The sequence below is a fragment of the Mitsuaria sp. 7 genome (genome assembly GCF_001653795.1).
Taxonomy (GTDB): Bacteria; Pseudomonadota; Gammaproteobacteria; order Burkholderiales; family Burkholderiaceae_C; genus Roseateles.
In genome coordinates, this window is the sequence record NZ_CP011514.1 from 4,070,679 (window position 1) to 4,095,937 (window position 25,259).

At 69.3% G+C, this 25,259-nt stretch carries 18 protein-coding genes; 3 read left to right on the forward strand and 15 right to left on the reverse strand.

The features are described 5' to 3' along the window. Nucleotides 1-40 precede the first annotated feature (40 nt). From ABE85_RS17875 to ABE85_RS17940, 14 genes are all read right to left on the reverse strand, one after another. On the reverse strand, nt 41-1,888 hold the full coding sequence (locus tag ABE85_RS17875; RefSeq protein ID WP_067277598.1) for a glycoside hydrolase family 2 protein: 1,848 nt from the start codon (nt 1,886-1,888) through the stop codon (nt 41-43). A 98-nt stretch (nt 1,889-1,986) separates the two neighbouring features. Next, on the reverse strand, nt 1,987-2,997 hold the full coding sequence (gene yjfF, locus ABE85_RS17880) for a galactofuranose ABC transporter, permease protein YjfF (RefSeq protein ID WP_067283023.1): 1,011 nt from the start codon (nt 2,995-2,997) through the stop codon (nt 1,987-1,989). Beyond that, the gene (locus tag ABE85_RS17885; RefSeq protein WP_082938718.1) at nt 2,994-4,097 is read right to left on the reverse strand and encodes an ABC transporter permease; all 1,104 of its coding nucleotides are present in this window, start codon (nt 4,095-4,097) and stop codon (nt 2,994-2,996) included. Before ABE85_RS17885 ends, yjfF begins: the two co-directional genes overlap by 4 nt. Next, a complete protein-coding gene (locus tag ABE85_RS28475) occupies nt 4,094-5,749 on the reverse strand; it encodes a sugar ABC transporter ATP-binding protein (RefSeq protein ID WP_067277600.1) in 1,656 nt (551 codons plus the stop codon). Before ABE85_RS28475 ends, ABE85_RS17885 begins: the two co-directional genes overlap by 4 nt. Continuing rightward, nucleotides 5,749-6,687 (reverse strand): ABC transporter substrate-binding protein, encoded by a 939-nt coding sequence (locus tag ABE85_RS17895; protein ID WP_409072588.1) that lies wholly within the window; start codon nt 6,685-6,687, stop codon nt 5,749-5,751. Before ABE85_RS17895 ends, ABE85_RS28475 begins: the two co-directional genes overlap by 1 nt. Nucleotides 6,688-6,904: 217 nt before the next feature. Further along, nucleotides 6,905-9,679 carry a TonB-dependent receptor gene (locus ABE85_RS17900; protein ID WP_067277616.1) on the reverse strand — a complete coding sequence of 925 codons (2,775 nt, stop codon included), beginning with the start codon at nt 9,677-9,679 and terminating at the stop codon, nt 6,905-6,907. Between the two features lie 337 nt (nt 9,680-10,016). After that, on the reverse strand, nt 10,017-11,474 hold the full coding sequence (locus tag ABE85_RS17905) for an extracellular solute-binding protein (RefSeq protein ID WP_067277618.1): 1,458 nt from the start codon (nt 11,472-11,474) through the stop codon (nt 10,017-10,019). After that, nucleotides 11,471-12,310, reverse strand: a complete 840-nt coding sequence (locus ABE85_RS17910; RefSeq protein ID WP_067277620.1) for a carbohydrate ABC transporter permease — start codon at nt 12,308-12,310, stop codon at nt 11,471-11,473. The genes ABE85_RS17905 and ABE85_RS17910 overlap by 4 nt, the downstream gene beginning before the upstream one ends. Next, nucleotides 12,307-13,275 (reverse strand): carbohydrate ABC transporter permease, encoded by a 969-nt coding sequence (locus tag ABE85_RS17915; RefSeq protein ID WP_231993117.1) that lies wholly within the window; start codon nt 13,273-13,275, stop codon nt 12,307-12,309. Before ABE85_RS17915 ends, ABE85_RS17910 begins: the two co-directional genes overlap by 4 nt. Then, nucleotides 13,272-14,435 (reverse strand): ABC transporter ATP-binding protein, encoded by a 1,164-nt coding sequence (locus ABE85_RS17920; protein ID WP_067277622.1) that lies wholly within the window; start codon nt 14,433-14,435, stop codon nt 13,272-13,274. The genes ABE85_RS17915 and ABE85_RS17920 overlap by 4 nt, the downstream gene beginning before the upstream one ends. A gap of 139 nt (nt 14,436-14,574) precedes the next feature. Then, on the reverse strand, nt 14,575-15,660 hold the full coding sequence (locus ABE85_RS17925; protein ID WP_067277631.1) for a 1,4-beta-xylanase: 1,086 nt from the start codon (nt 15,658-15,660) through the stop codon (nt 14,575-14,577). A gap of 13 nt (nt 15,661-15,673) precedes the next feature. Next, a complete protein-coding gene (locus ABE85_RS17930) occupies nt 15,674-16,726 on the reverse strand; it encodes an aldose epimerase family protein (RefSeq protein WP_067277633.1) in 1,053 nt (350 codons plus the stop codon). Further along, nucleotides 16,723-17,937: a galactokinase gene (gene galK, locus ABE85_RS17935; RefSeq protein WP_067277636.1), complete on the reverse strand. Its 1,215-nt coding sequence runs from the start codon at nt 17,935-17,937 to the stop codon at nt 16,723-16,725. Before galK ends, ABE85_RS17930 begins: the two co-directional genes overlap by 4 nt. Next, nucleotides 17,934-19,076 (reverse strand): UDP-glucose--hexose-1-phosphate uridylyltransferase, encoded by a 1,143-nt coding sequence (locus ABE85_RS17940; protein WP_082939062.1) that lies wholly within the window; start codon nt 19,074-19,076, stop codon nt 17,934-17,936. The genes galK and ABE85_RS17940 overlap by 4 nt, the downstream gene beginning before the upstream one ends. A 201-nt stretch (nt 19,077-19,277) precedes the next feature. On the opposite strand from ABE85_RS17940, the gene ABE85_RS17945 reads away from it, so the two are divergent. From ABE85_RS17945 to ABE85_RS17960, 3 genes are all read left to right on the forward strand, one after another. After that, entirely contained in the window at nt 19,278-20,285 is a 1,008-nt protein-coding gene (locus tag ABE85_RS17945) for a transcriptional regulator (RefSeq protein WP_067277641.1), read from the forward strand. A 128-nt stretch (nt 20,286-20,413) separates the two neighbouring features. After that, entirely contained in the window at nt 20,414-21,589 is a 1,176-nt protein-coding gene (locus tag ABE85_RS17955; RefSeq protein WP_197507049.1) for a family 43 glycosylhydrolase, read from the forward strand. Between the two features lie 13 nt (nt 21,590-21,602). Continuing rightward, a complete protein-coding gene (locus ABE85_RS17960) occupies nt 21,603-22,892 on the forward strand; it encodes a sialidase family protein (protein WP_157522577.1) in 1,290 nt (429 codons plus the stop codon). A 76-nt stretch (nt 22,893-22,968) separates the two neighbouring features. Here the strand turns inward: ABE85_RS17960 and ABE85_RS17965 are convergent, their stop codons facing one another. Then, nucleotides 22,969-25,239 (reverse strand): aminotransferase class V-fold PLP-dependent enzyme, encoded by a 2,271-nt coding sequence (locus tag ABE85_RS17965; RefSeq protein ID WP_067277652.1) that lies wholly within the window; start codon nt 25,237-25,239, stop codon nt 22,969-22,971. Nucleotides 25,240-25,259 lie beyond the last annotated feature (20 nt).

Genomic DNA, 25,259 nt, shown 5'->3' on the forward strand with positions numbered 1-25,259 from the left:
TCGCATCGAAGACGATCCGACGTCGGTCCGCAACGATTGCTCATCGACCGTCGATCAACGCCTTGTTGGCCGTGCTCACGCGGTCGAAGTCCAGCTTCTTCACGCGGCGGTCGTAGGTGAAGAAGCCGTTGAGCTCCTCCTCGACGTCCGTCGTCTCGGTGTAGATCGCGGCGCTCAGGCCCTTGTCGGCGCGGAAGCCGCGCAGCTTGTCGACCTGCGCCACGTAGGCGTCGTTGATCGCCGCCGCGCTGTCGAAGAGGTGGTAGCAGCACTTCGACTCGGGCCGGTACATGTGGCCGGGCACTTTCAGGCTGTTGCCGCCGTATTCGCCGAGCACGGCGATGCGCCACGGCTGGTACGTCGGCGCGGCGGGGCCGGGATAGTCGTGCAGGTCGATGAGGTCGCCGCCGCCTTCGTCATGCGGCGCGAAGTTGATGCCGGAGTGCGCGTTGATCAGCCGCGTCGGGTCCATCGCGCGGAACTGCGCGGCCATGCGGCGGTGCTCGAAGTCGCCCCAGCTCTCGTTGAAGATCACCCAGGTGACGATGGACGTCTCCGAGCGCAGCTGATCGACGATCTCGCGCCACTCGACCTCGGTCTTCGCGCGCACGGCGAGGTCGGTCTCGGCGTCCCAGGCCTGCGGCATGTCCTGCCACACCAGCAGGCCAAGCTTGTCCGCGTGGTAGAACCAGCGTGCCGGCTCCACCTTGATGTGCTTGCGGACCATGTTGAAGCCGAGCTTCTTCGTCTCCTCGAGATCGAAGCGCAGCGCGGCGTCGGTCGGCGCGGTGTAGAGGCCGTCAGGCCAGAAGCCCTGGTCCAGCGGGCCGAACTGGAACACGAACTTCCCGTTGAGCAGCGGACGCGGCACGCCGTCGATCATGCCGACCTCGATGCTGCGCATGCCGAAGTAGCTGTCGACCTGGTCGACCACCTTGCCGTCGCGGCGCAGCGTGATCTTCAGGTCGTAGAGGAAGGGATCGTCGGGCGACCACAGGCGCGGCTGCGGCACGGGCAGCGAGAGCGCCTTGTCGGCGGCGCCGCGCACGCGGCCGACGACCTGACCGTCCTTGAGCGCGACGGCCTCGACCTGCAGGCCCTTCGCCTCTCCGGCGCGCACGGTCAGCGCGAGGCGCTGTTCACCGACGACTGGCGTCATGTCGAGCTTCGCGACGTGCGCCTGGCCCACGGGCTCCAGCCACACCGTCTGCCAGATGCCGGAACTCGGCGTGTAGAAGATGCCGCCCGGTTTCAGCGACTGCTTGCCGAGCGTGCCGTCGTTGGTGCTCGGGTCGAAGGCGGCGACGACCAGCTCGTTGCGGCCGGGCTTGAGCATCGGCGTGATGTCGAAGCCGAAGGACGTGTAGCCGCCCTCGTGCTGACCGACGCGCGTGCCGTTGACGTAGACGGTGGCCAGGCGGTCGACGGCGCCGAAGTTGATGCGCACGCGCTGGCCCTTCCAGGTGGCGGGCACCTCGAAGCTGCGCCGGTACCAGAGGTTCACTTCGCCGAGGCGCTCCACGCCGGACAGCGTCGATTCCACCGGATAGGGGACGCGGACGCGCTCGGTCTTCTCGGGGAAGCGCGGCGCAGAGGTCGGCGCGAGGCGCGCATCCGGCGCGCCCTTCCCGCCCCAGTACTCCCACTGCCCGTTGAGGTTGAGCCACTCCGCGCGGACCAGCTGCGGGCGCGGGTACTCGGGGAACGGCACCGGGGCCTTCAAGGCCTCGTCGGTCCACGGCGTGGTCAGGTGCACATGCGGCGCGGGCGCGACGACTGCCTGCGCGTCCTGCGTCGGCTGGGCCGCGGCCGTTCCGCTCAGCGACGCGAGCGCCGCGAAGGTCGCCGCGAAGCTGGCCGCGATCAGCAGGGAATGTTTCGAAGACATCGATCTGTTTCCTCGTTGTTCTGATGAACGTTCTCGTGAAAGCTCTCGTGAAAGTTCTCGTGAGCGTTCTGGTGAAGTGCCGATGAAGGAAGACGGACTCAGGCGCGCCGCGACGAGCGGCCGTGCCACAGCACCATCACGCGCTGCAGTCCGCAGAACAGCCCCAGCAGCGCGCCGATGACGATGCGGGTCCACCACGAGCTCAAGGTGCCGTCGAACAGGATCAGCGTCTGGATCAGGCCGAGCATCAGCACGCCGGTCAGCGCGCCCAGCACATGGCCGATGCCGCCGCTGAGCAGCGCGCCGCCGATGACGACCGCGGCGATCGCGTCGAGCTCCAGCCCCTGCGCATGCAGGCCGTAGCCCGACAGCGTGTAGATGCCGAAGAGCACGCCGCCGAGCGCGGCGCATCCGCCGCTGAGTGCGTACACGCCGATGCGCGTCGCGGCGACGGGCAGGCCCATCAGGCGCGCGGAGGTCTCCTGTCCGCCGAGCGCGAAGACGGCCCGGCCGAACGGCGTCGACCGCGACACGGCCACCGCCAGCGCGAGCATGGCGAGCGCCGTCACCGCGCCCGGTGTGATCTCGCCGAGCGGCCCTAGCGACCAGCGCGACTGCGACCACGCGGTGAGCGTTGCATCGGTGATGGGGATCGAATCGACGCTCAGCAGGTAGCAGAGGCCGCGCGCCAGGAAGAGCCCGGCCAGCGTGACGATGAAGGGCGGAATCGCGAAGACGTGGATCACCGCGCCCATCAGCGCGCCGAACGCGGTCCCGCCGATCAGCAGCAGCGGGATCAGCACCAGCGGCGACAGATGCGCGCGCTCGACACCGAGCGCCAGCAGCATGGTCGTCAGCGCGACGACCGACCCCACGGACAGGTCGATGCCGCCGGACAGGATCACGAAGCTCATGCCGACGGCGACGACCAGCAGGAAGGCGTTGTCGATCATCAGGTTGAGCAAGACCTGGCTCGACAGCAGGCCCGGATAGGCGGAGGCGCCGGCCAGCGCGCCCACCACCAGCAGCAGCACCGAGGCCCAGCTCGGCAGGTCGCGGGCGTGCACGAGGGAGCGGGCATTCTTCATGCCGTTCTGGAGCTCGCTCATGACGCCGCTCCCGCGCGGCGTTGCCAGCGCTCGCGCCAGGAGCGCCACACCGGCGCCTGGCTGATCGACACGGCGAAGACGACGGCAGCCTTCACCACCAGCGTGACCTCGGGCGCGATGCCCAACGCGTAGATGCTGGTCGTCAGCGTCTGGATGATGAGCGCGCCCAGCAGGCTGCCGCGCAGGCTGAAGCGACCGCCGAGCAGCGATGTGCCGCCGAGCGCCACCGCGAGGATCGCGTCGAGCTCCAGCATCAGGCCCGCGTTGTTGGCGTCGGCGCTCTTGATGTTGGCGCTGATCATCAGCCCGGCCACGCCGGCGCAGAGGCCGCACGCGATGTAGACCGCCAGCATCAGGCCGGCGGCGTGCACGCCCGCCAGACGCGCGCCGGCCGGGTTGGCGCCGCTGGCCTGGAGGAACAGCCCGAGCGCCGTGCGGTGCTTCAGCAAGCCGAACAGCGCGGCGACGCCCAGCGCGATCCACGGCGCGAACGGCAGTCCGAAGAGGAAGCCGCTGCCGAGGAAGAAGTAGGGCTCGTGATAGATCGTGATGATCTGGCCGTCGGTGATCAGCTGCGCGATGCCGCGGCCCGCGACCATGAGGATCAGCGTGGCAATGATCGGCTGGATGCCGCCGGCGACGACGAGCAGGCCGTTGAACAGGCCGCATACCGCAGCCGCGCCGAGCGCGCCGAGGATCGCCGCCGTCATCGGCATCGCCGCGCCGTCTTGCGTCACCAGCGTGGCCGCCACCGCGCCCGCGATCGCGACCACGGCGCCGACTGAGATGTCGATCCCGCGCACCGCGATCACCAGCGTCATGCCCATCGCGACGACCATCAGCGGCGCCGCGCGGTTCAGGATGTCGATCAATGGGCCGTAGGCATGGCCGTCCTGCCAGCGCAGGCTGAGGAACTGGGGATTCAGGATCGCGTTCAGCGCCCAGAGGGCGAGCAGGACGTAGGCCGCATGCCGCGCGCCTGCGTGGTGATCGGCCGATCGCCGTGCAGGGCGATTCGCGAGGGCGTCCGCGCCCGTCTCCGCGTTCGCATCCGCAGCAGCGGCACGTCGCCAGCGACGCAGGAAAGCCGGCGCGCTCATGCGTGCGCCTCCGTGGCGCCGGCCATCACGTGCAGCAGGCGTTCTTCGTCGAGTCCGTCTGCGTCGAGCTCCGCCACCTGGCGACGCTCGCGCAGCACGGTGATGCGGTCGCTCGCGCGCAGGACTTCGGACAGCTCCGACGAGATGAAGATCAATGCCATGCCTTGCCGGCACAGCGACAGCACCTGGTCCATCAGGTCCTGCTTCGCGGCGATGTCGATGCCGCGGGTGGGTTCGTCGAGGATCAGCAAGCGAGGCTCGGTCGCGAGCCAGCGCGCGAGGATGGCCTTCTGCTGATTGCCGCCGGAGAGAAGGCCGATGGGCGTTTCCGCGTCGGCGGTCTTGATGCCGAGCTGCCGGATGAAGCGCTCGGCGAGCTCGCGTTGCGCGCCGCCGGAGAGCGTGCGCAGGATGCCGCGCCGCGCCTGCAGTGCGAGCACGATGTTCTCGCGCACGCTGAGTTCGGCGACGATGCCGTCGACCTTGCGCTCCTCGGGGCAGAAGGCCAGGCCGGCGCGAACGGCGTCGCGCGGGCTGCGCAGTCGCGCGGCGCTGCCGTCGATGCGGATCTCGCCGGTGTCGGCGCGGTCGGCGCCGAAGAGCAGGCGCGCGGTCTCGGTCCGGCCGGCGCCGAGCAGGCCCGCCAGACCCAGCACTTCGCCGGCGGCGACGTGAAGGTCGACGCCCTCGACCGCGCCACGGCGCCCGAGCCCGAGGGTGGAGAGGATCGACGGCCGCTGGCCCTCACCCCCACCCTCTCCCGCGGTGCGGGAGAGGGAGCCACCCCAGTGCGCCGACGCCCGCACCGCGCCTCTTCCTAAGTGCGCATGCGTGTCGGAGGACAAGGCGTCCGGTGGCTCCGCGAAGGAATGCGGAGCATGCGACGCGATTGACTGAGCGGGGCCACCGGATGCCTTGTCCTCGTGCTCGGTCCCGAGCATGAGGTGCACCAGTTTCATCCGCGACAGTTCCACGGCACCACGCTCGCCGACGAACTCGCCATTGCGGAACACCGTGAAGCGATCGGCGACTGCGTAGGCCTGATCGAGGAAGTGCGTGACCAGCAGCACCGCGACGCCCTCTTCGCGCAGCTGACGGACCATCTGCAGCAGTCGTGCCGTCTCCGCTTCATCGAGCGACGACGTCGGTTCATCGAGGATCAGCACCCTCGCCTGCTGATGCAGCGCGCGGGCGATGGCGATCATCTGCTGGACGGCGACGGGAAAGTCGCCCAAAGGCTGCCGCACGTCGGCCTGGATGCCGAGCCGCGCCAGCGCCGCATCGGCTTCCTCGCGCACCTTCGGCCAGTCGATCGCCACCCCGCCCCAGCGGCGCGGGAAGCGTCCGGCCAGCACGTTCTCCGCCACCGAGAGATTCGGGCAGAGCTGCACTTCCTGATGGACGACCGCGATGCCGGCGCGTTGCGCCTCCAGCGGAGACCGCGCCGCGAAAGGCACCCCATCGAGCGCGATCGTCCCCGCGTCGCGATCCTGCACCCCGGCGAGGATCTTGATCAGCGTGGACTTCCCCGCGCCGTTCTGCCCCATCAGCACCTGCACTTCGCCGGCGCGCAGCGTCAGCGCCGCGTCCACCAATGCGGGCACCCCGCGGAAGGCCTTCGCCACCCCGCGTGCCTCCAGCACGACGGTCATCAGTACTTCCGCTTGGGGAGTTCCTGCGCCGCGACCTCGGCGGGGAAGACGCCCTCCTCGGTCACAATGCGGCGCGGCACGGTCTTGCCGGCCTTCAGGTCTTTCACCGTCTGCATGAGCTGAGGCCCCAGCAGCGGACTGCATTCCACGGTGACGTTGAGCTTGCCCGCGACCATCGCCTGGAACGCGCCCTTCACACCGTCGATCGAGATGATCAGGATGTCCTTCGCCGGCTTCAGCCCGGCCTCCTCGATCGCCTGGATCGCGCCGATCGCCATGTCGTCGTTATGCGCGTAGAGCACGTCGATGTTGCGGCCCTCGGCCTTCAGGAAGGCCTCCATGACCTCCTTGCCCTTCGCGCGGCTGAAATCGCCCGTCTGCGAGCGAACGATCTTCAGGCGCGGGTCGGCCTTGATGCCTTCCTCGAAGCCCTTCTTGCGATCGAGCGCTGGAGCGGCACCCACCGTGCCCTGCAGTTCGACGATGCGGATCTCCTTGCCCGCGGGCCGGCTCTTGACCTTGTCGGTCAGCCACTTCGCCGCGCGACGGCCTTCCTCGACGAAGTCGGAACCCATGAAGGTCGCCCACAGCGTCTGGTCCGTCTCCTGCACCGTGCGGTCGGTCAGGATCACCGGGATGCCGGCGGCTTTCGCCTCGCGCAGCACCGTGCCCCAGCCGGTCTCCACGACCGGCGAGAGCGCGATCACATCGACCTTCTGCGCGATGAAGGCGCGCAAGGCCTTGATCTGGTTCTCCTGCTTCTGCTGCGCATCGGCGAACTTGAGATCGATGCCGGACTCCTTCGCGGCCGATTTGATGGAGGCCGAATTGGCGGTACGCCATTCCGACTCCGCACCGATCTGGGAGAAGCCCAGGACGATCTTCTTGTCGGCGGCAAACGCAGTGGGCATCGCGCCGATGGCGGCGATCACGCCCATGGCGACGGACCCGAGAACGAAACGGCGGCGTGCCGCCGGACGAGCTTGGCGCATGAAAACTCCTTGGTATGCGACGGTCGCTGGCCCTCACCCCTGCCCTCTCCCGCAAGCGGGAGAGGGAGTCCGACCGACGCCCTTCTGACCCCCTCTCCCGCTTGCGGGAGAGGGTGGTGGTGAGGGCCAGCGGCGGTGGAAGTGAAGAGGCCTCGTGAACGGATCAGTACTTCGCGTTGAAGCTCAAGCCGTAGAACTTGTCGTCCGACCGGATGTCGTGCGGGAAGCTCTCGTTCTGGAAGTAGCTGTAGTACTTCGACCCGGTCAGGTTGTTGGCGTTGAAGCTCACGCTCAGCTTCTCGCTGAACGCGTAGCCGATCGCGAAGTCCAGCCGGCCGTAGTCCTTGACGCGGTTGTAGGTCGGGGCCACGTTCGGGTCGCAGGCCGCGACGGCCATGCCGTTCTCGGTCGACGGCGCCAGCAGGCAGCCGAAGGAGCCTTCGTTGAACTTGCTGCGCCAGGTGTAGGTCAGCCGGCTGGTGAAGCCGTACTTCTCGTACAGCACGCCCGCGTTGTAGCTGTGCTTGGACACACCCAGCAGCGGCTTGCCGAACAGCGGATCGGTCCTGGTGTTCACCTTGCTGTCCGCCAGCGTGTAGTTGCCGAAGACGCCCAGCCCGCTGAACGCGCCCGGCAGGAAGTCCATGAAGTACTGGCCGCTCAGCTCCAGGCCCTTCAGCGTCGCCTTGCCCAGGTTGCGCGGACGGCTGATGTCGTACTCGACGCCGTCGATGACTTCCGGCGCGGTCGAGCGCACGACGCGGTTCTTCAGCACGCGGTGGTACACCGCCGCCTGCAGGTAGCTGCCCTTGTTGAAGTACTTCTCGATCGACAGGTCGTAGGCCGTGCTGGTCTGGTCCTTCAAGTCGGAGTTGCCGCCGCTGCCGCTCGGACGGATGTTGGCGTTGGTCGGGATCGAGTAGGTCAGCGAGGGGTTCAGGTCACCCAGCGCCGGACGCGACATCGTCTTGCCCGCCGTGGCGCGCACCAGCAGGTTGGGCACCACCTCCAGCTTGGCGCTGAAGTTGGGCAGGAAGCGCGAGGCCGTCGACGACGCGGTCTGCGGCGTCACCACGCCGTTGATCCGACCGGCGCCGCTGATGTCACGCTCCAGACGCACGAAGCGGCCACCGATCACGCCGTCCAGCGGCAGGCCGGCGAGCTTGGTCTCGTAATGCGGCTGCACGTAGACCGCGTAGGTCTTCTCGTCGCTGTCGTAGTTGTTGAGCGGGTCGTAGGACGGATCCCCCAAAGCGCCGCCGTACAGCGCGCGCAGCGTGTCCGTGTTGTTGAGCAGGTAGTCCGGATTCGGCGTCATCCACGGCGAGCAGTTGTTGATCTGCGGGATGCAATTCGGCGCCGTGATCAGGAAGTTGCCCGGCAGCTGCGTCGCGCTGCTCACCAGCGTCGCGCGGTTGCCGCCGGGGGCGTTCGGGCCGCCCGGCGCATTGGCGCGCCAGTGCGATTCGCGCTTGGTCACGCGGGCGCCGAAGTCGACGTTGCTGATGAAGCCGCCCAGCTCGTAGTTGCCGCTCAGGGCCACCGCGTCCTGCTTGGACTTGGCGCGGTTGATGTCCTGGAACAGCGAGTTGGCGAAGCGGAAGTCCGTCGCCTGGCCGAGCGGGTTGCCCGGCATGTTGGTCGTGCCGTAGCCGCCGTTGTTGATCACGATGTCGACGGCGCTGATCTGCTTGCCGAGGTCGACGATGACCGTGCGATTGCTGTTGGTCGACTCCATCCGCGACAGGTCGAGATTCATCGACAGCGGACCCGAGTTGTACTTCCAGCCGCCGGCCAGCACGCGCTGGTCGGTGGACTGCTTCTTGGCCTGCGTGCTGGTCAGGCCGGGCACGTTGTTGAAGGTCGCCGACACGCCGTTGCACAGGCGCTGGATCGGCTGCGACGACGGGCCGAGGAAGCCCGCGCCGTCGACGTGCGCGTCGAAGCAGTCGTCGCTGCCCTTCGGGTTGGTGATGTTCTGCGCCGCGAAGATGTCCGAGAAGATGAAGAAGGTCGCGAACTTCGCGCGATAGCCGGCGTAGAGGCCGTCGACGTAGAACTCGTTCTCCTGGTTCGGGCGCCACTGGAAGGACGCGTTGACCTGCGGACGCTGGTACTCGCCGGTGTCGGTCAGGCCGCCGACGCAGGTCGGCAGTACCAGGCCGGGGGCTCCGGGCGGGCCGTTGGTGCCCGAGCGCGGATCGCAGTTGAACGAGATCGGCCGGTTGAACTTGTGGTCGGCGTAGGAGATGTCGACCAGGCCGCCCATCTCGCCCGCGGGCGTGTTGGTGCGGTAGGAACCGAGCACGCCCAGCTTGGTGCTGGGCTTGTCGGCGTAGTCGCCCTGGCTCGCGCGGCCGTTGACGACCAGCGTCAGGCCCTTGGCGAACTCCATGGGCTTGCGCAGCTTCAGGTCGATCGCGCCGGCGACGCCGCCTTCGATCAGGTTGGCGCCGGCCGACTTGTAGACGTTGGCGCGCGAGATCGCTTCCGCGGGCAAGTCCTGGAACGCGAAGCCGCGGCCCACGCCGGTGAACATCTCGCGACCGTCGACGGTCGTGATGATGTCGCCGATGCCGCGGATCAGCGGGTTCACGATCTCGTTGTTGAAGTTGACGACGGTCTGCACGCCGGGCACGCGCTGCAGCGCCTCGGCCACCGTGTTGTCGGGGAACTTGCCGATGTCGTCGGCGACGATGGATTCGACGACCTGGTCGGCGTCGCGCTTGGTCTGCACCGCCGCCGCGCGGCTGGCGCGCTGGCCGACGATGACCACCTGCTCCAGCTTCGTGCCCGCCGCGCCCGAAGCGGCAGTCTCAGGAGCGGCAGGCGCCTTGGGCGCGTCCTGCGCCAGGACCTGCTGGCCGGCCAGGCACAGCGTGAGGCAGGCGGCGGCCGAGATCGGCGAAAGCCGGAGGGAGTTGGGGATTCGATTCATTGTTGTCTCCAAGGGCCTCGTGACCGGTGCGCGGGGAGGAACGCGCGCCTGGTCCGGGCCGGGTTTTAATACAAACAACTTTTCTTGCAGTATTCGACGAGATTCGGCGCCCTGCCGGCACTCGATGCGTGCCTGCCGTTGCCCCGGTGTGGCGGGATCTCCGCCCGGACCGGTCCTACTGAAAGCTCTTCAGGAAGCTCTGCATGCCGTGGGAATCGGCGCGAACGCTCTGACCGCTGCCCGGGCCCGGCAGTGCGCTCCGGGCAGTTCCAGCACGGTCTTTCAGGACCTTAGCGTTCGGTTTTTGTGATTATTCACAAATTAATTCGTTATAAACCTAGCGCAAACCATGAGAGACGTCGGCCTGTGCCGTCGGCGCCACGCCGAGGAAGCGCGACTCGCGCTCCAGCAGGCGGTTGATGCGTTCCTGACCCTTGGCCAGGGTCGCGTCCAGCGGCTCGCCGGAGACCACGATGGAGGCCACCGTGTCGCCCAGCAGGCCCATCACGCGGGACTGCCGCGCGACCGTCGTCGGCAGGCCGGTGCCGTGCGCGGCGACCGGTCCGAGCGACGCGCGCATCGGCAGCGCCTTGAACGCGGCGCTGTCGACCGCCGACTGCCGCGCGGGCAGTTGGCCGGTGCGGGCCCAGGCCAGGCTCTCGTCGTTGAGGAAGCGCAGGAAACGCAGCGCCGCGGCGCGCTCCTGCGGCGTCTGCCGCGGGTTGCGCAGCATCACCCAGACGTGGCTGTCGGCCCAGGTCGCCGGTTGTCCGAAGAGGGAGGGCTCGGGCAGCGCCTCGTACTGGTTGCTCAGCGGATTGCCGGGCTTGGCCGCGCGCGTGGTGAGCTCGCCCAGCAGCCAGGTGCCGTTGGGCATCACGCCACCGGCGCCGCCCATGAAGGCCTGCAGCGCGGCGCTGTAGTCCATGTTGCGCGTGGACAGGCCCTCGGCGTAGACGGTGCGCATGAACTGCACGGCCTCGCGGACCTGCGGGCTGGTCAGATCGACGGCCTGGTCGCCGCGCGGGAACAGCGTGCCGCCCTGCTGCGCGACCAGCCCCAGCACCGAGCGCGCGAAGAAGCTCGGATCGTTCAGCGTCAGCCAGACGAAGTAGGGCTTGCCGGTCGCGCGCTTGAAGGCGCGCGCCTGGGCTAGCGCCTGCGCCGTGGAGGTCGGCAGGCGTGCATGGCCCTTCGCATCGACGAGTCCCGCCTGCTTCATCAGCCCGAGGTTGATGTGCCACAGCGCCGCATGCGAGTCGTACGGCAGCGCGACGACGTGGCCGCCGAAGGTCACGCCGTGGCGCGCATGCGGGGTGAAGTCGGCGACGTCCACGCCCTCGCGGGCGAAGCCGTTCTCGAGCGGCTGCAGCAGGTCGCGCTTGGCGAAGTCGCCCAGCACCGAGCTGTGCATGATCGCGATGCTCGGCAGGTCGCCGCCCACGATGCGCGCGCCGAGTTGCTGGTAGTAGGCCGAGTGCTCCACCACCTGCGTGTCGACGCGGATGCGGCCGGCCTCGCGGGCGTTGAAGCGGTTGGTGAGCGCGGTGATGATCCCGCACTCGCTGCTGGCCTTGGACGGGTCGGTGACCTGGCCGTACTCGGCATCGCAGCTGCCGAAGAAGCGGGCGAGCGTGATGTGGATCTCGCCGCCCTGCCCCGCCTGACCCTGCGCGAAGGCAGCGATGCCGGCGAGGCTCAGACACGTGGCGACGGCGAGCCGGCGCCACGGCGAGCGCGCACAGGCCATCGCGCCTTGCTTGATGCGTTGCTGCTTCATGCGTTGCTGCTTCATGCGGCCTTCCCTCCCGCCACCGCCGCGACGATGTGCCGCTGGAAGAAGGCATAGAGCACCAGCACCGGCAGCGCCGCGAAGACCGCCTGCGCCATCAGGAAGCCCAGGCCCTCGGACTGCGCGAAGTTGGTCTGCGTGGCCGCCAGGCCCAGCGTCAGCGTGTACATCTCGGGACGGGTCGCGGAGATCAGCGGCCACAGGTAGTCGTTCCAAGCGGCCAGGAAGCTGAAGATGCCCAGCGTCGCCTGCGCCGGCAGCGTCTGCGGCAGGATCACGCGCCAGAAGATCTTCCAGCGCGAGGCGTTGTCCATCAGCGCGGCTTCTTCGAGTTCACGCGGGATCGCCTTGAAGAACTGCGTCATAAGGAACACACCGAACGGCGCGGCCAGGCGCGGCAGGATCAGCCCGGCATAGCTGTTGTGCAGGCCGAGTTCCGCGAAGATGCGGTGCAGCGGGATCACGACCGCGGGCTCCGGGACCGCGAGGCCGGCCAGCGCGAGCGCGAAGGCGATGCGGCGGCCGGGGAACTCGCAGCGCGCGAATCCGTAGCCCGCGAGCGAGGAGATGAACAGCACCAGCGCCGTCTGCACCAGCGCCACCACGCAGCTGTTGAGCACCCAGCGGAACACGGCGGGATTGGCGAGGATGTCCGCGTAGTTGCGCAGCGTGAAGGGCGTGGTGAGGATGGCGTCGGTGCGCTCCATCAGGACCGCGTTCGACTTCAGCGACAGTGCGAAGACCCACGCGAGCGGCAGCATCCACAGCAACGCCAGCGCGATCGCCGCGCCGAGGAGCGCCCGGTCCCACGGACCGTTCTGCCAGACGCGGGCGCTCATGCCTGTGCTCCTTCGCGGCGCTCGGCCCAGCGTTGGAACGACACGCCCAGCACCATCAGCACGAACAGGATCTGCGCCGCCGCGGCGGAGTAGCCCAGCGCCCACTGGTCGAAGAGCGCCTCGTAGATGAACATCACCATCGTGCGGGTGCTGTTGTTCGGACCGCCATTGGTCAGCAGCTGCGCCTGGCCAAAGACCTGCAACTGGCCGATGACCTGGATGATGGCGACCATGATGAGCGTGCGGCGCAGTGCCGGCAGCGTGATGAAGCGGAAGCTGCGCCAGCGGCTGGCGTTGTCCAGCGCGGCGGCTTCGTAGAGGTCGGGCGGGATCTGCTGCAGCGCGGCGAGGATCAGCATCATCGGCAGGCCGATGCCCCACCACAGCGTGACCAGGGCGATGAAGGGCAGCGCGAGGGATTCGTTGCTCAGCGGGGCGAGGTCCGGCAGGCCGAAAGCCGCGAGGCTCTGGCTCAGCAGCCCGCGGTCGGGCAGCAGCACGAGACGCCAGATCAGCGTGACGACCGTCACCGAGAGCACGTTGGACGCGAAGAAGGTGCCGCGCAGCCACGCGCCGGTGCGGCCGGGGCGGTTGAGCACCAGCGCGAGCGCCAGGCCCAACCCGACGAAGGCCGGCGTGCAGATCGCCGCGAAGAAGATGGTGTTGCGCGCGCAGCGCAGGAAGGTCTCGTCGCGCACCAGGTCGAGGAAGTTGGCCAGCCCGACGAACTGGCCCTTGCCGGTCAGCAGGTCGACGGCATTGAAGGACAGCCAGAAGCCTTCCAGCACCGGCGCCGCAAGCAGGCCCAGGTAGCAGAGCGCGAACGGCGCGATGAAGGCCCAGCCCACCCAGGCCGGGCCGTCCATCGCGGAGCGGCCCAGCGCGCCGCGCGGCGGCTCGGCGCCGGTCGCGACGTCCGCCGCTTCCCGCACGGCGTCGTTGGCGGTGAGGTTCGCGGCGCTCATCGGGCCTCCGCGGCCGCGGCGGTGCCATCCGCGCCAACGAGGCCTACCGGGCTCCCGAGCGCCACCGCCTCGTCCAGCACGACGTCGGCGTGATATGCCAGACCAGCGCCGTCGAAGAGATGCACCTGATCGAGGTCCGGCCGCAGGCGGACGGTCTCGCCCATGGCGAGCGTCTTGTTCACCGGCACCTCGGCCACGACGACGGTGCCGTCGCCCAGACCCACGTGCGCGAGGCTCCGCTCGCCCAGGCGCTCCAGCAGCTCGACGCAACCGGTGATCGGGCCGTCGGCGGCGAGGCGCAGGCCCTCGGGCCGCACGCCGATTTCCAGTTGACCCGCGATCGACGTCGCCGCGATCTGCGTGACCACCGTCGCCCCGCCGGGCAGGCGCACGGCGATGCGCCCCTGCTGATCGGCCATGCGTTCGACCGGCAGGAAGTTCATCGACGGACTGCCGACGAAGCCCGCGACGAAGCGCGTGCGCGGGCGTTGATAGATGTCCATCGGCGCGCCGGCCTGCTCGATGCGGCCGCCGTTGAGCACGACGATGCGGTCGGCCAGCGTCATCGCCTCGACCTGGTCGTGGGTGACGAAGACCATGGTCGCGCCCAGCCGCTTGTGCAGCCGCGCGAGCTCGATGCGGGTGCGGTTGCGCAGCTTGGCGTCGAGGTTGGACAGCGGCTCGTCGAACAGGAAGGCCTTGGGCTCCTTGACCACGGCGCGGCCGATGGCGACGCGCTGGCGTTGACCGCCGGAGAGCTGCGCGGGGCGGCGCTGCAGCAGCGTGTCGAGTTCCAGCATGCGCGCGGCGACATCGACGCGGCGCCGCACTTCTGCATCGGCGAGGCCGATGTTGCGCAGGCCGAAGGCCATGTTGTCGAACACGCTCATGTGCGGGTACAGCGCGTATTGCTGGAACACCATCGCCAGCCCACGGCGGCCGGGCGGCAGCGCGGTGACGTCCTGGTCGGCCAGCAGGATGCGGCCACCGGAAACGCTCTCCAGCCCCGCCAGCATGCGCAGCAGCGTGGACTTGCCGCAGCCCGAAGGGCCGAGCAGCACGATGAACTCGCCCGCACCGATGGTGAGCGAGAAGTCGGGAATGATCTCGACGCTGCCGTAGCGTTTAGCCACGCCGGCGAACTCGATGCTTGCAGTCATACGTCTCCTACCCGATTCGGGCGCCCCGCGTCGTTGCAAATCCTCGCCATAGCGCTGCTATGGCTCCGGTTTGCGCCTAGCGCTGCATCCCGAATCGCAGCGCTGGCTATATTTTTGGGGGCTGGTTCTTTGGGAATCTTCAGCGCTTGAGAGCCCCATAGTGCCGCAACAATTCGGCCTCGCGGGCCCGGTACGGCGTGCCGTCGGTGTGCAGCACGTCGTGGAACCACACCAGCGGCGGATCGATCGTGTAGGGCTTCTTCCAGGAGTCCCACGGCATCTTCGTCTGGCTCTTGCCGTCGACGAAGCCCCAGTTGAGCATGCCCACGTCCTCGCGCCACGCGATCGGCAGCGCGACGTCGAAGGTCGATCCCAGGCTGCGCGCCATGTACTCGGTGCAGATCAGCGGGCGGCCGTAGGCCTGCAGCTGCTTGATGCGGGCCTCGAGCTTCTCGGGCCAGCTGTAGTCGTGGAAGCTGACGACGTCGGAGCCGGCGAGCTGCGCCTGCTGCACCGCGTTCAGGTCCTTGGATTCGGGACTCCAGTCGTCGCCCAGCCACACGCCGCTGGTCAGCGGCTGCGACGGCCGCTGCGCGCGCGCCCAGTCGAAGACCTGGGGGATCAGCTCCGCGACCAGCGCGATCTTGTCCTTGGCTTCGCGCGGCAGGTAGTAACCCATGCCGCCGCCCTGGTTGTCGGGCTCGTTCCAGACGTCCCAGTAGGTGACGCGCGGATCCTGGCCGTAGGTCTTGACGATGTCCTCGACGTAGGCGCGCAGCGCGGGCCAGGTCGAGCGGTCGGCGAGCTGCGTCGCGGACGGGCTCTGCACCCATCCGGAGTTGTGCACGCCGGGGATGGGCTCGCGCTGCGGGCCCAGCTTCGGATGCGGATCCCAGCAGGAATCGAAGAGCACGAACATCGTCTTGACGCCGTGGCGGTCGGCGATGTCCAGGTACTGGCCGATGCGGCCCTTGAAGCCTTCGGCGTCCTGCGCCCACAGCAGGTCGTGCAGGAACACGCGCATCGTGTTCATGCCCAGGCCGGCGGCCCAGCCGAGTTCGAGATCGATGCGCTCGGCGTCGAAGCTGTCGGCCTGCCACATGGCGAGCTGGTTGATGGCGGACGCGGGCACGAAGTTCGCGCCCAGCGACCGGGGCTGCGCCTTGAACCAGGTGTGGGCCTGCTCGGGCGTCCAGCGGGCGGGAGCGGTGGGGGAATTGCTCATGATGGTCTCGGGGTCAGGTCTTGTCGGCCAGCGTGGCCGGAGAGGACGAAGAGGGCGAAGAAGACGAGGGAAGGAAGCGGTAGGTCAGGCGATGGCGGTAGACCTCGCCGGGACGCAGCACCGCGCCGGGTTGCGGCCATTCGGGATGATGAGGACTGTCGGGCAGCGCCTCGGGCTCGATGGCGAGGCCGCCGTGCTTGAGGTGCGGACGGCCTTGGCGATCGGGCGTCTCGGGCAGGAACTCGCCGGCGTAGAACTGGAGCCCCGGCGCGTCGCTGTGCAGCGCGAGCGTCAGTTGCCGGTCACCGGAGCGCAGCGTCGCGGCATCGTCCTCGCCGAGCGGATCGTCGATCAGCCAGCAATGATCGTGGCAGGCGGGCTGCACGTCGAGCCGGCGAAGCGCCTCCAGCGCATCGCCGATGCGGCGCGGCTGGCGGAAGTCGAAGGGCGTGCCGGCTACCGGCTGCTGCTCGCCGGTCGGGATCAGGTCGACGCGCACCGGCAGGTAGCGGCTGCCCGCGATCTGCAGTTGCTGATCGAGGATGTCGCGACCGGGACCGTCGAGGTTGAAGTAGGCATGGCTGCTGATATTGACCAGCGTCGGCGCATCGGTGCGGGCCTCGAAGCTCACGCTGACGGTCAGCGGCGCTTCGACGCGGTAGGTCACGCGGACGTCGAGACGACCCGGATAGCCCTGGTCGCCGTCCTCCGAGCGCAGCGCCAGTTCGAGCGTGTGTTCGTCCTGATGGGTCACGTCCCACACCTTGCGGTGGAAACCGCCGGTGCCGCCGTGCAGCTGGTTCGGACCTTCGTTGGCGTCGAGCGCGAAGCGCCGGCCGTCGAGCTCGAACGAAGCGCCCGCGATGCGGTTGGCGTAGCGGCCGACGACAGCGCCGAGATACCCGGGTTGGCGCAGGTAGTCCTCAGGCGTCTCGTAGCCGAGCAGGACCTCGCGGTCATCGCCGTTCACGGGAACCACGCAGGACATCCACGACGCGCCCGCATCGGTGACGGCGATGCGCAGTCCGTCCGGCGAGCGCAGCTCAAAGGTCTTGAGCGCGCTCATGCGAGCACTCCCGCGCCATCGGACGCCGCGCAGACATGGACCTCCGCCGCGCGGCCGTCCGGCGAGCGGTAGCCGCGTCCGACCGCGACGCGGATCTCGTCGACCATCGCCCGCGGCGCCAGCGCGATGACGCAACCACCGAAGCCGCCGCCGGTCATGCGCGCGCCGCCGTGTTCGCCGATGACGTCCTGCATCAGCGCGGCGAGCGCGTCGATCGCGGGAACGGTGATCTCGAAGTCGTCCCGCATGGACCAGTGGGATTCGCGCATGAGGTGGCTGATCGCGGCGAAGTCGCCGCGCGACAGCGCGTCGGCCAGGCCGGCGCAGCGGTGGCTGTCGGTGATGATGTGGCGCGCGCGGCGGCGCACGACCGGGTCGAGTTGTCCGCCCAGCCGCGACCACAGGCCGTCGTCGACATCGCGCAGCGCCTTCACGCCCAGCCCCTTGGCCGCCGCCTCGCATTGCTGGCGGCGCAGGTTGTATTCGCTGTCGACCAGGCCGCGCTGGATCTTCGAATCGACGACCAGCACCGCGATGTCCTCGGGCATCGGGATCGGACGGACCTCCAGACTGCGGCAGTCCATCAGCAGCGCATGGCCCTTCACGCCGAGCGAGGACGACAGCTGGTCCAGCACGCCGCAGCGGCAGCCGGCGTAGACGTTCTCGGCGCGCTGGCCGGCGAGCGCCATCGTCGTGGGCGGCAGCGTCCAGCCGTTGAGCGCGGAGAACGCGTGGCCGATCGCCATCTCCAGCGAGGCCGACGAGCTCAATCCCGCGCCCTGCGGCACGTTGCCCGCGATCGACAACGTCGCGCCGCCAACGGCGTGGCCCTGCTCGCGCAGCACGGCGACCATGCCTTGGACATAGCGCAGCCATTGAGGACTGGCGGAGACATCCGCCGCATCGCCGATGCGGAAGCGGCCTCGGGCACCTTCGCCGCTCACGCTGGCGATGCCGCTCGAACCGCCCGCCTCGGCGGGCAGGTCGCAGGCGAGAACCTCGATCACATCGTCGTCGCGCTGCGCTGCGGCCACGACGGTGTCGCGGTCGATCGCGCACGGCATCGCGAAGCCCTCGTTGTAATCGGTGTGCTCGCCGATCAGGTTCACGCGCGCCGGAGCGCGGCTCAGGCGCTCGGGCGCCTGGCCGAAGGCGCGCTCGAACCCTTGCACCGCGCGCTCACGCGGTGTCGCTTGAAGATCCTGGCTCATGCGCCCTCCGCCTGCGCGGCGCGACGCGCCTGCCGGTAATGCACCGTGTCGCTGACCTCGCGCAACCGCTGCGCGGCGGTCTCGGGCGTGAGGTCGCGCTGCGCCTCGCCGAGCATCTCGAAGCCGACCATGAACTTGCGCACCGTCGCCGAGCGCAGCAGCGGCGGATAGAAATGCGCATGCAGCTGCCAGTGGCGATTCGCGTCGTCGTCGGGCTGTCCGGCGCCGTGCGGCGCGCCGTGCCAGCCCATCGAATACGGGAACGAGCACTGGAACAGGTTGTCGTAGCGCGTCGTCAGGCGGCGCACGGCGACCGCGAGGTCGTCGGCCTGCGCCGTCGTCATCGCGTCGAGGCGCAGCGTGGGCGCCTTCGGCAGCAGCAGCGTCTCGAAGGGCCACGCGGCCCAGTACGGCACGACGGCGACCCAATGGTCGGTCTCGACGATCACGCGTTCGCCGGCGGCGAGCTCGTCGCGGACGTAGCGGACCAGCAGCGGTTCGCCGTGGCGATCGAGGTAGTCGCGCTGATGCGTGTCGGCGAGCACGGCCTCGTCGGGCAACTGGTCCAGGCCCCAGACCTGGCCGTGCGGATGCGGATTGGAGCAGCCCATCGCCGCGCCCTTGTTCTCGAAGACCTGCACCCAGCGGTGACGCGCGCCCATGTCGATGGACTGCTCCATCCAGGCCCGCACGACGGCGCGCAGTTCAGGCAGTTCGAGCTCGGGCAGCGTGCGGGCGTGGTCCGGGGAGAAGCACAGCACGCGGCACTCGCCCGCCACCGGCATCGCCTGCAGCAGGTCGGCGCCGGCCTCATCCGCCACGGCCAGGCTCGCCTCGTCGCCTTGCGCCGGCTGCAAAGCCGCGAAGTCGTTCGTGAAAACGAACGTGTTCGTGTAGTCCGGATTGCGCTGGCCGTTCGCCCGCACGTTGCCGGCGCAGAGGTAGCAGGTCGGATCGTGGCTGGGCAGCGGCGAGTCGTCGACCGGCTCCTGCGCGCCCTGCCAGGGCCGTTGGGTGCGGTGCGGGGAGACCAGCACGTGACGGCCGGTCAGCGGGTTGCGGCGGCGGTGCACGCGCCCGGGGGAATCAGCGGAGGTGGCGGTCTCGGCGCCTCGCCCGTCATGGTGTGCGGGGTTCATGGCAGCCATTATCACGAACTTGTTTGTTATTAATGATCGGTCTTTACCCTAGGAACCTCGGAAAGCGCACCGGACAGGCCCTGGGCGGGCCACCCGCGCGGGGCGATCCGCATAAACTCCCCAATCCTTTCGGCCCTATGGCGGGCGAGAAAGACGGTCCAGACAACGACGAGCTGCGGCGACGCAGAGAGGGGACGCGCAATGGTGGAGGTCTCGGGCAGCCGGGTCTTGATGGTCGAGGGGGACGCGGCATTGGCCGTCGCCAAGGCCCTGGCCTCGGACACGCGGCAGGCGATGCTGGGCCTGCTCACGCACCAGGTGCTGAACGTCTCCGAGCTGGCGGGCGCGATGAACCTGCCGCATTCGACGGTGAGCTTCAACATCAACCAGCTGCAGGCCGTGGGCCTGGTCTCGGTCGAGGTGGAGCCCGGCACGCGCGGCCAGCAGAAGCTCTGCTCCAAGCGCTACGACGAGGTGCGCCTGCGCCTGCCCGGCGCGGCGATCGAGTCCCGTCCCAACGTCATCTCGATCAGCATGCCCATCGGCAGCTACCGCCACGTCGAGGCCAAGCCCACCTGCGGCCTGGTCAGCGAGAGCAAGATCATCGGCATGCTGGACGACTCGCGCTCCTTCTTCGAGCCGGAGCACGTCTACGCGCAGCTGCTGTGGTTCGGCGGCTCGGGCTACGTGGACTACGCCTTCCCCAACAACCTGCCCTACGGCGCGGTGCCCAGCCACCTCGAGCTGTCGATGGAGATCTGCTCCGAGGCGCCCCAGTTCAACGAGGATTTCCCCTCCGACATCACGCTCTGGATCAACGACCGGGAGATCGGCACCTGGACCAGCCCCGGCGACTACGGCGGCAAGCCTTCGCTGCTGATGCCGAGCTGGTGGCAGGTCGACCGCACGACGCACGGGCTGCTCAAGCAGTGGAGCGTGGGCGAGAAGGGCTCCATGATCGACGGCGTCGCGCTGGGCGCGGTGAAGATCGGCGACCTGGACCTGCCGCAGACCAACCACATCAAGGTGAGGCTGGGCATCAAGGACGACGCGCGCAACCGCGGCGGGCTCAACCTGTTCGGCCGCAAGTTCGGCAACTACCCGCAGGACATCGTGATGCGGATCGCGTTCGACTTCCCTCGGGGGCACGGGCCCGACGCGGTCGGCGCGGACGCCTCGGCCTCGCCCAGACCGCGCGAGATGCGCTGAGCGCCAGCAAGCTCGTTAGTAACAAACATACTTGTTATTAACGACCGATGCGGTCTACCATCCGCGCCGATCCCCACCCGGGGCGCGGCATGTGGCCGTGCCGATGCGGCGGGACAGGAGACTTCCCCATGCATCCAGACTCGGACGCGGACCTGCCGCGCCGCCGTTGGCTCGGTCTGGCCGCCGGACTGGGACTCGCGGGCGCCGCGATGTCGACCGGCTGCGCCAGCGCCTCCTCCGCTCGCCCTGCCGCCTCATCGGGCTCCTCAGCGACCGCTTCCTCCTCCGCTTCGTCCGCCGTGAAAGCGGCCTCCGGGACCGCCATGTCGACCACCTTCACCAACCCCGTGCTGCCGGACCGCGAGGCCGGCGATCCCTTCGTCGTCTTCCACGAGGGCGCCTACTACCTGACCGCGACCTTCGACCCCAATGGCGGCGTGTGGGTCTACCGCTCGGACCGGCTGAGCGACTGGCGCGAGGCCGAGCGCAAGAAGGTCTGGACCGCGGACGCCAGCGGCCCGCGCAGCGCCATGATCTGGGCGCCGGAGTTGCACCACCTCAACGGCCGCTGGTACCTGTACTTCACCGCGTCCGATCAGGTCGACGCGAACCACCGGCACTACGTGCTCGAAGCCGATCACCCGATGGGGCCGTACCGCGATCTCGGGCGCGTGCACCTGGCGCATGAGCGCTACTCGATCGACGGCTCGGTGCTGCAGCTGGCCGACGGCCGCCTGTTCTGGATGTACGCCGACTCGGGCCTGTGGATCGCGCCGATGTCGAGTCCCGCCAAGGCCATCGGCCCCGGCGTGCGCATCGTCCAGGGCGAGCACGATTGGGAGCGCGGCTGGCACAAGGTCGACGGCAAGTGGCAGGTCCAGCCGAACGACTACTGGATCGAGGCGCCGCAGCCGCTGCGGCACGGCGGGCGCGACTTCGTCGCGTACTCCGCGGGGCACACGGCGGCGGTGTACTACCTCGGGCTGCTCGAGTTGACCGGCAAGGATCCGATGGATCCGAAGAGCTGGACCAAGCATCCGAAGCCCGTCTTCGGCCCGTCGGACGGACCGACCGGCGTGGCCGGCGTCGACGGCGTTTTCGTCCCGGGCCACAACAGCTTCACGAAGTCGCCCGACGGCACCGAGGACTGGCTGGTCTATCACGCCAAGGACAGCGCCGAGAACGACGCGCACGGCCGCACGATGCGCATCCAGCGTTTCACCTGGACGGCGGACGGCAGGCCGGAGTTCGGCCGGCCCATCCCGTCCGGCGTGCCGCAGCGCAAGCCTTCCGGCGAAGTCTGAACGGGAGCACGCCATGACACCTCGTTCCCCCCTCCTCCGCGCGCTGGCGACCGGCGCTTCGGCATTGACGATCGGCGTCCTGCTCGCTGCCTGCGCCAGTTGCGGCGGCGGTGGCGGCTCGTCGGGCTCCGGGACCGCGACACCCACCGCACCGCCGCCCGTCACGACACCGCCGGTCACGCGTACCGGCACGCTGCTCAACGGCGACGCGCCGGCCTTCTATCCGCGACTGATCCGGCTCCAGCATCAGACCGATGCGACGCTCAACGGCGCGCTGCTCGCCAGCACGATCACCTTCGACGGCGATCGCGGCCAGGGCAAGCTGTTCCTGAGCAAGGACGACGGCGCCAGCTTCCAATCGCAGGGCGCGGTGACCGATGCGGCCTGGCCGAAGGGCCTGTGCTGCGGCTCGGTCTTCGAGTTGCCGACAGCGGTCGGCGCGCTGCCGGCGGGGACGCTGCTGTGGTCGGCGTCGGTCGGGCAGGACACGCCCGGGCAACCGATGACGCATCCCATCCATCGCAGCAACGACGGAGGCAAGACCTGGCGCTTCCTCGCGAACTGCGGCGTCGGCAACAAGCCGCGCGGCGGTGAAGGCACGGGCATCTGGGAGCCGGAGTTCCTCGTGTCGCGGGATGGTGCCCTTGCCTGTCTGTACTCGGACGAGACGGACGGAACGGCCGCCGGCGCGTCGCAGACGCTCAAGATCATGAGCACAACGGACGGTGCGATGTGGACGGCGCCGCGCGTGATCGCGTCGGCGGTGAAGCCGTCGGATCGCCCCGGCATGGCGGTGACGAGCCGGTTGGGCGACGGCAGTTTCCTGCTGAGCTACGAGCATTGCAGCACTGCGGGGCTGGACTGCCGCGTGGCGCTGAAGCGCTCGGCGGACGGGCTCGATTGGGGTGACCCCGCCGTCCGCGGTGCGGAGCCGAAGACGGCCGACGGTCGCTTCTTCCGGCATGCGCCGACGCACGTGTGGTTGCCGGGTCGGCAGCGGATCGCGCTGATCGGGCAGATCCTGTTCAACGCTGCGGGACAGGTCGATACCGCCGGCAACGGCGCGACGATCTTCCTGAGCTCGACCGCCGATGGCACCGGCACCTGGACGACGATGGAAGCGCCGGTGAAGCCGCTGAGTCCGCCGGCGCAGACGAACTGGTGTCAGAACTACTCGTCGCCCCTGCTGCCGAGCGCGGACGGTTCGCGGCTGATCATGCTCGCGAGCGACTTCGAGACGAATGCAGCCGGCCAGCAGGTCTGCCGCACGCGGTTCGGCAGCGCCGCGCTGCCAGCGCCCTGAGCCCCTCTTGCTCCCTCTCCCGCTTGCGGGAGAGGGCGGGGGGTGAGGGCCAGCGGCCGCTGCAGTACGCCCGTGTTCAGATCGCGATCGCGTCGAGCACGTGCGTGACGCGGCTGGTCGGCCACAGCGCCAAACCGCCGGCCAGGCTCCACGCCTGGCCATGCCCGAGCCGCCGCAGCGCCCGCGCCGCCTGCGCGCTGCGGTTGCCGCTGCGGCAGAAGAAGATCACCGGCGTCTGTTCCGGCAGCGCGCGCCAGCGCGGCAGCGCGTTGATCAGCGCCGACAGCGGCACCGCCTCCGGCGCGAGTTCCTCGGTCGGGCTCATCCGCGCCTCATAGGCTTCTCGGACATCGACCAGCACCGGCTTCGGTCCGAAGCCGTCACCCAGCATCGACTGCAGTCCGACGACGTCGAGCTCCACGCGTTCCGTGGTCCGCGCGCAGTCCACGCGCGCACCGCAAGCCATCGTCTGGTATTCGGTGGGTGCCAGGTCGTGCTCCAGCACGCCCTTGCCGATCGCGAAGGCGTCGGCGCTCAGACGCCCCTTCAGCACGCCATCGAGCAAAGGCTGCGCGCCGCACTCCACTGCCAGCGTCGTCGCAAACCGGTCGTCGTAATCGTGCCCAGGCAGCAGCAGGCCGTTCAGGCCGACATTGCGCTCCAGCGTCTTCAGCGATGGGCCGAACGCGGCCGGCGCGCTCTGCTCGAAATCGCTGCGACCGAGCGCCCCCGGCATCACGGTGTCACCGACGAAGGCCGTGATCAGTTCGCCGCCCGTGTGCAGCAGGTAGGCGGTGGAATCTTCCGTGTGGCCGGGAATCGCGAGCCGCGACAGCCGATGCGCGCCGAGCGCGATCACTTCGCTGCCCTTCGGCCAGCCCAGCGCGTCGACGCGGTCGGCGAGCGCTTCCTCGGCGAGCAGGCTCGTCATCGCGTCTCGCAGCGACTGGGCCGACGACGCATGGTCGCCATGGCTGTGCGTGTCCAGCACCGCGGCCAGCGTCAGTCCGCGACATCGCATCCACTGCGCCAGCGTGCCGGTCAGTTCAGGCAGCGGGTCGACGACCACGCAACGGCGGCTGGTCACATCAGCGACGACGTAGCAGCAGGCGCCATCGACGGCAAAGCGCGTGAACAGCTCCGGCGCCTGCGGGGTCTCATTCGGTGCCGGCGACTGGCAGGTCGCGCGCAGCGAGTCGCCGCAGGCGCGCAGGCGTCTGCAGGCCTCGTCGATGGTCGACTCGGCATCGGCCGCGCCGAAGGACAGGCGCACCGCGGAGCCGGCGCGCCACGCCGGCAGGCCCATCGCCTGCAGCACGTAGCTCGGTGCCGCCTTCGCCGCGCCGCAGGCGGAGCCGCCGCTCACGCGAAGTCCTGCGGCATCGAACAGGTCCAGCAGCAGCTTCGCGCTCAACCCGGGAACGGAGACGTTGAGCGTCGTCGGCAGGCTGATGTCGAACGGCGCATTGAACACGACGCCGGGGAAGGCCTCGCGCAGCGCATCGGCCAGGCGCTGCCGGCGATCCAGCAACTGCCCGAGCGACGCGAACACACCGCCGCCTTCGAGCGCCTCCAGCACGGCCCCCAGCGCCGCGATGCCGGCCATGTTCTCGGTGCCCGAGCGCTGCGCGCCTTCCTGCCCGCCGCCGGCCATCAGCGGCGTGAACGGCGCGCCCTCGCGGACGTAGAGCATGCCGACGCCCTTGGGCGCATAGAGCTTGTGGCCGGAGAACGGCGCGTAGTCGATCGCGCGTTCGCCGAGCAGCAGCGGCAGCTTGCCGAGCGCCTGCACGCCGTCGACCAGCCACAGCGCGCCGGTGCCGCGCAGCGCATCGGCGATGCCGTCGAGGTTGCTGATGACGCCGGTCTCGTTGTTCGCGGCCATCGTGCAGACCAGGCCCGCGGAGGACGCGTTCGCGCGCAACCAGGCGAGGTCATGGCGGCCGTCGATGCCGACCGGGATCGCGACGATGTCCAGCTTCAGGCCCAGCAACGTGTTCCAGTGCCGGAGCGCTTCGGGAACCGCCTTGTGCTCGGTGGCGCCGTAGAGCAGCTGCGGCGGGATGGCCTGACCGGCCTCGCGACGCTGGCGCAAGGCGGTCAGCGCGGACAGCACGGCGGTCTGGATGCCCTCGGTCGCGCCGCTGGTGAAGACCAGCCGACCGCCCGGCGCGCCCAGCACGCGCCGCGCGGTGGCGCGGACCGCATCGAGCCGGGCCCGGGCCTTGAGTCCGCTGCCGTGGATGCTGCTGGGGTTCCCGAACGCGTCCGCCATCACGGAGAGCGCGGCGTCGCGCGCCTGCGGCAGGACGGGGGTGGTGGCGTTGGCGTCGAGATAGATTTCCATGGGGGTCGATTGTCAGAATT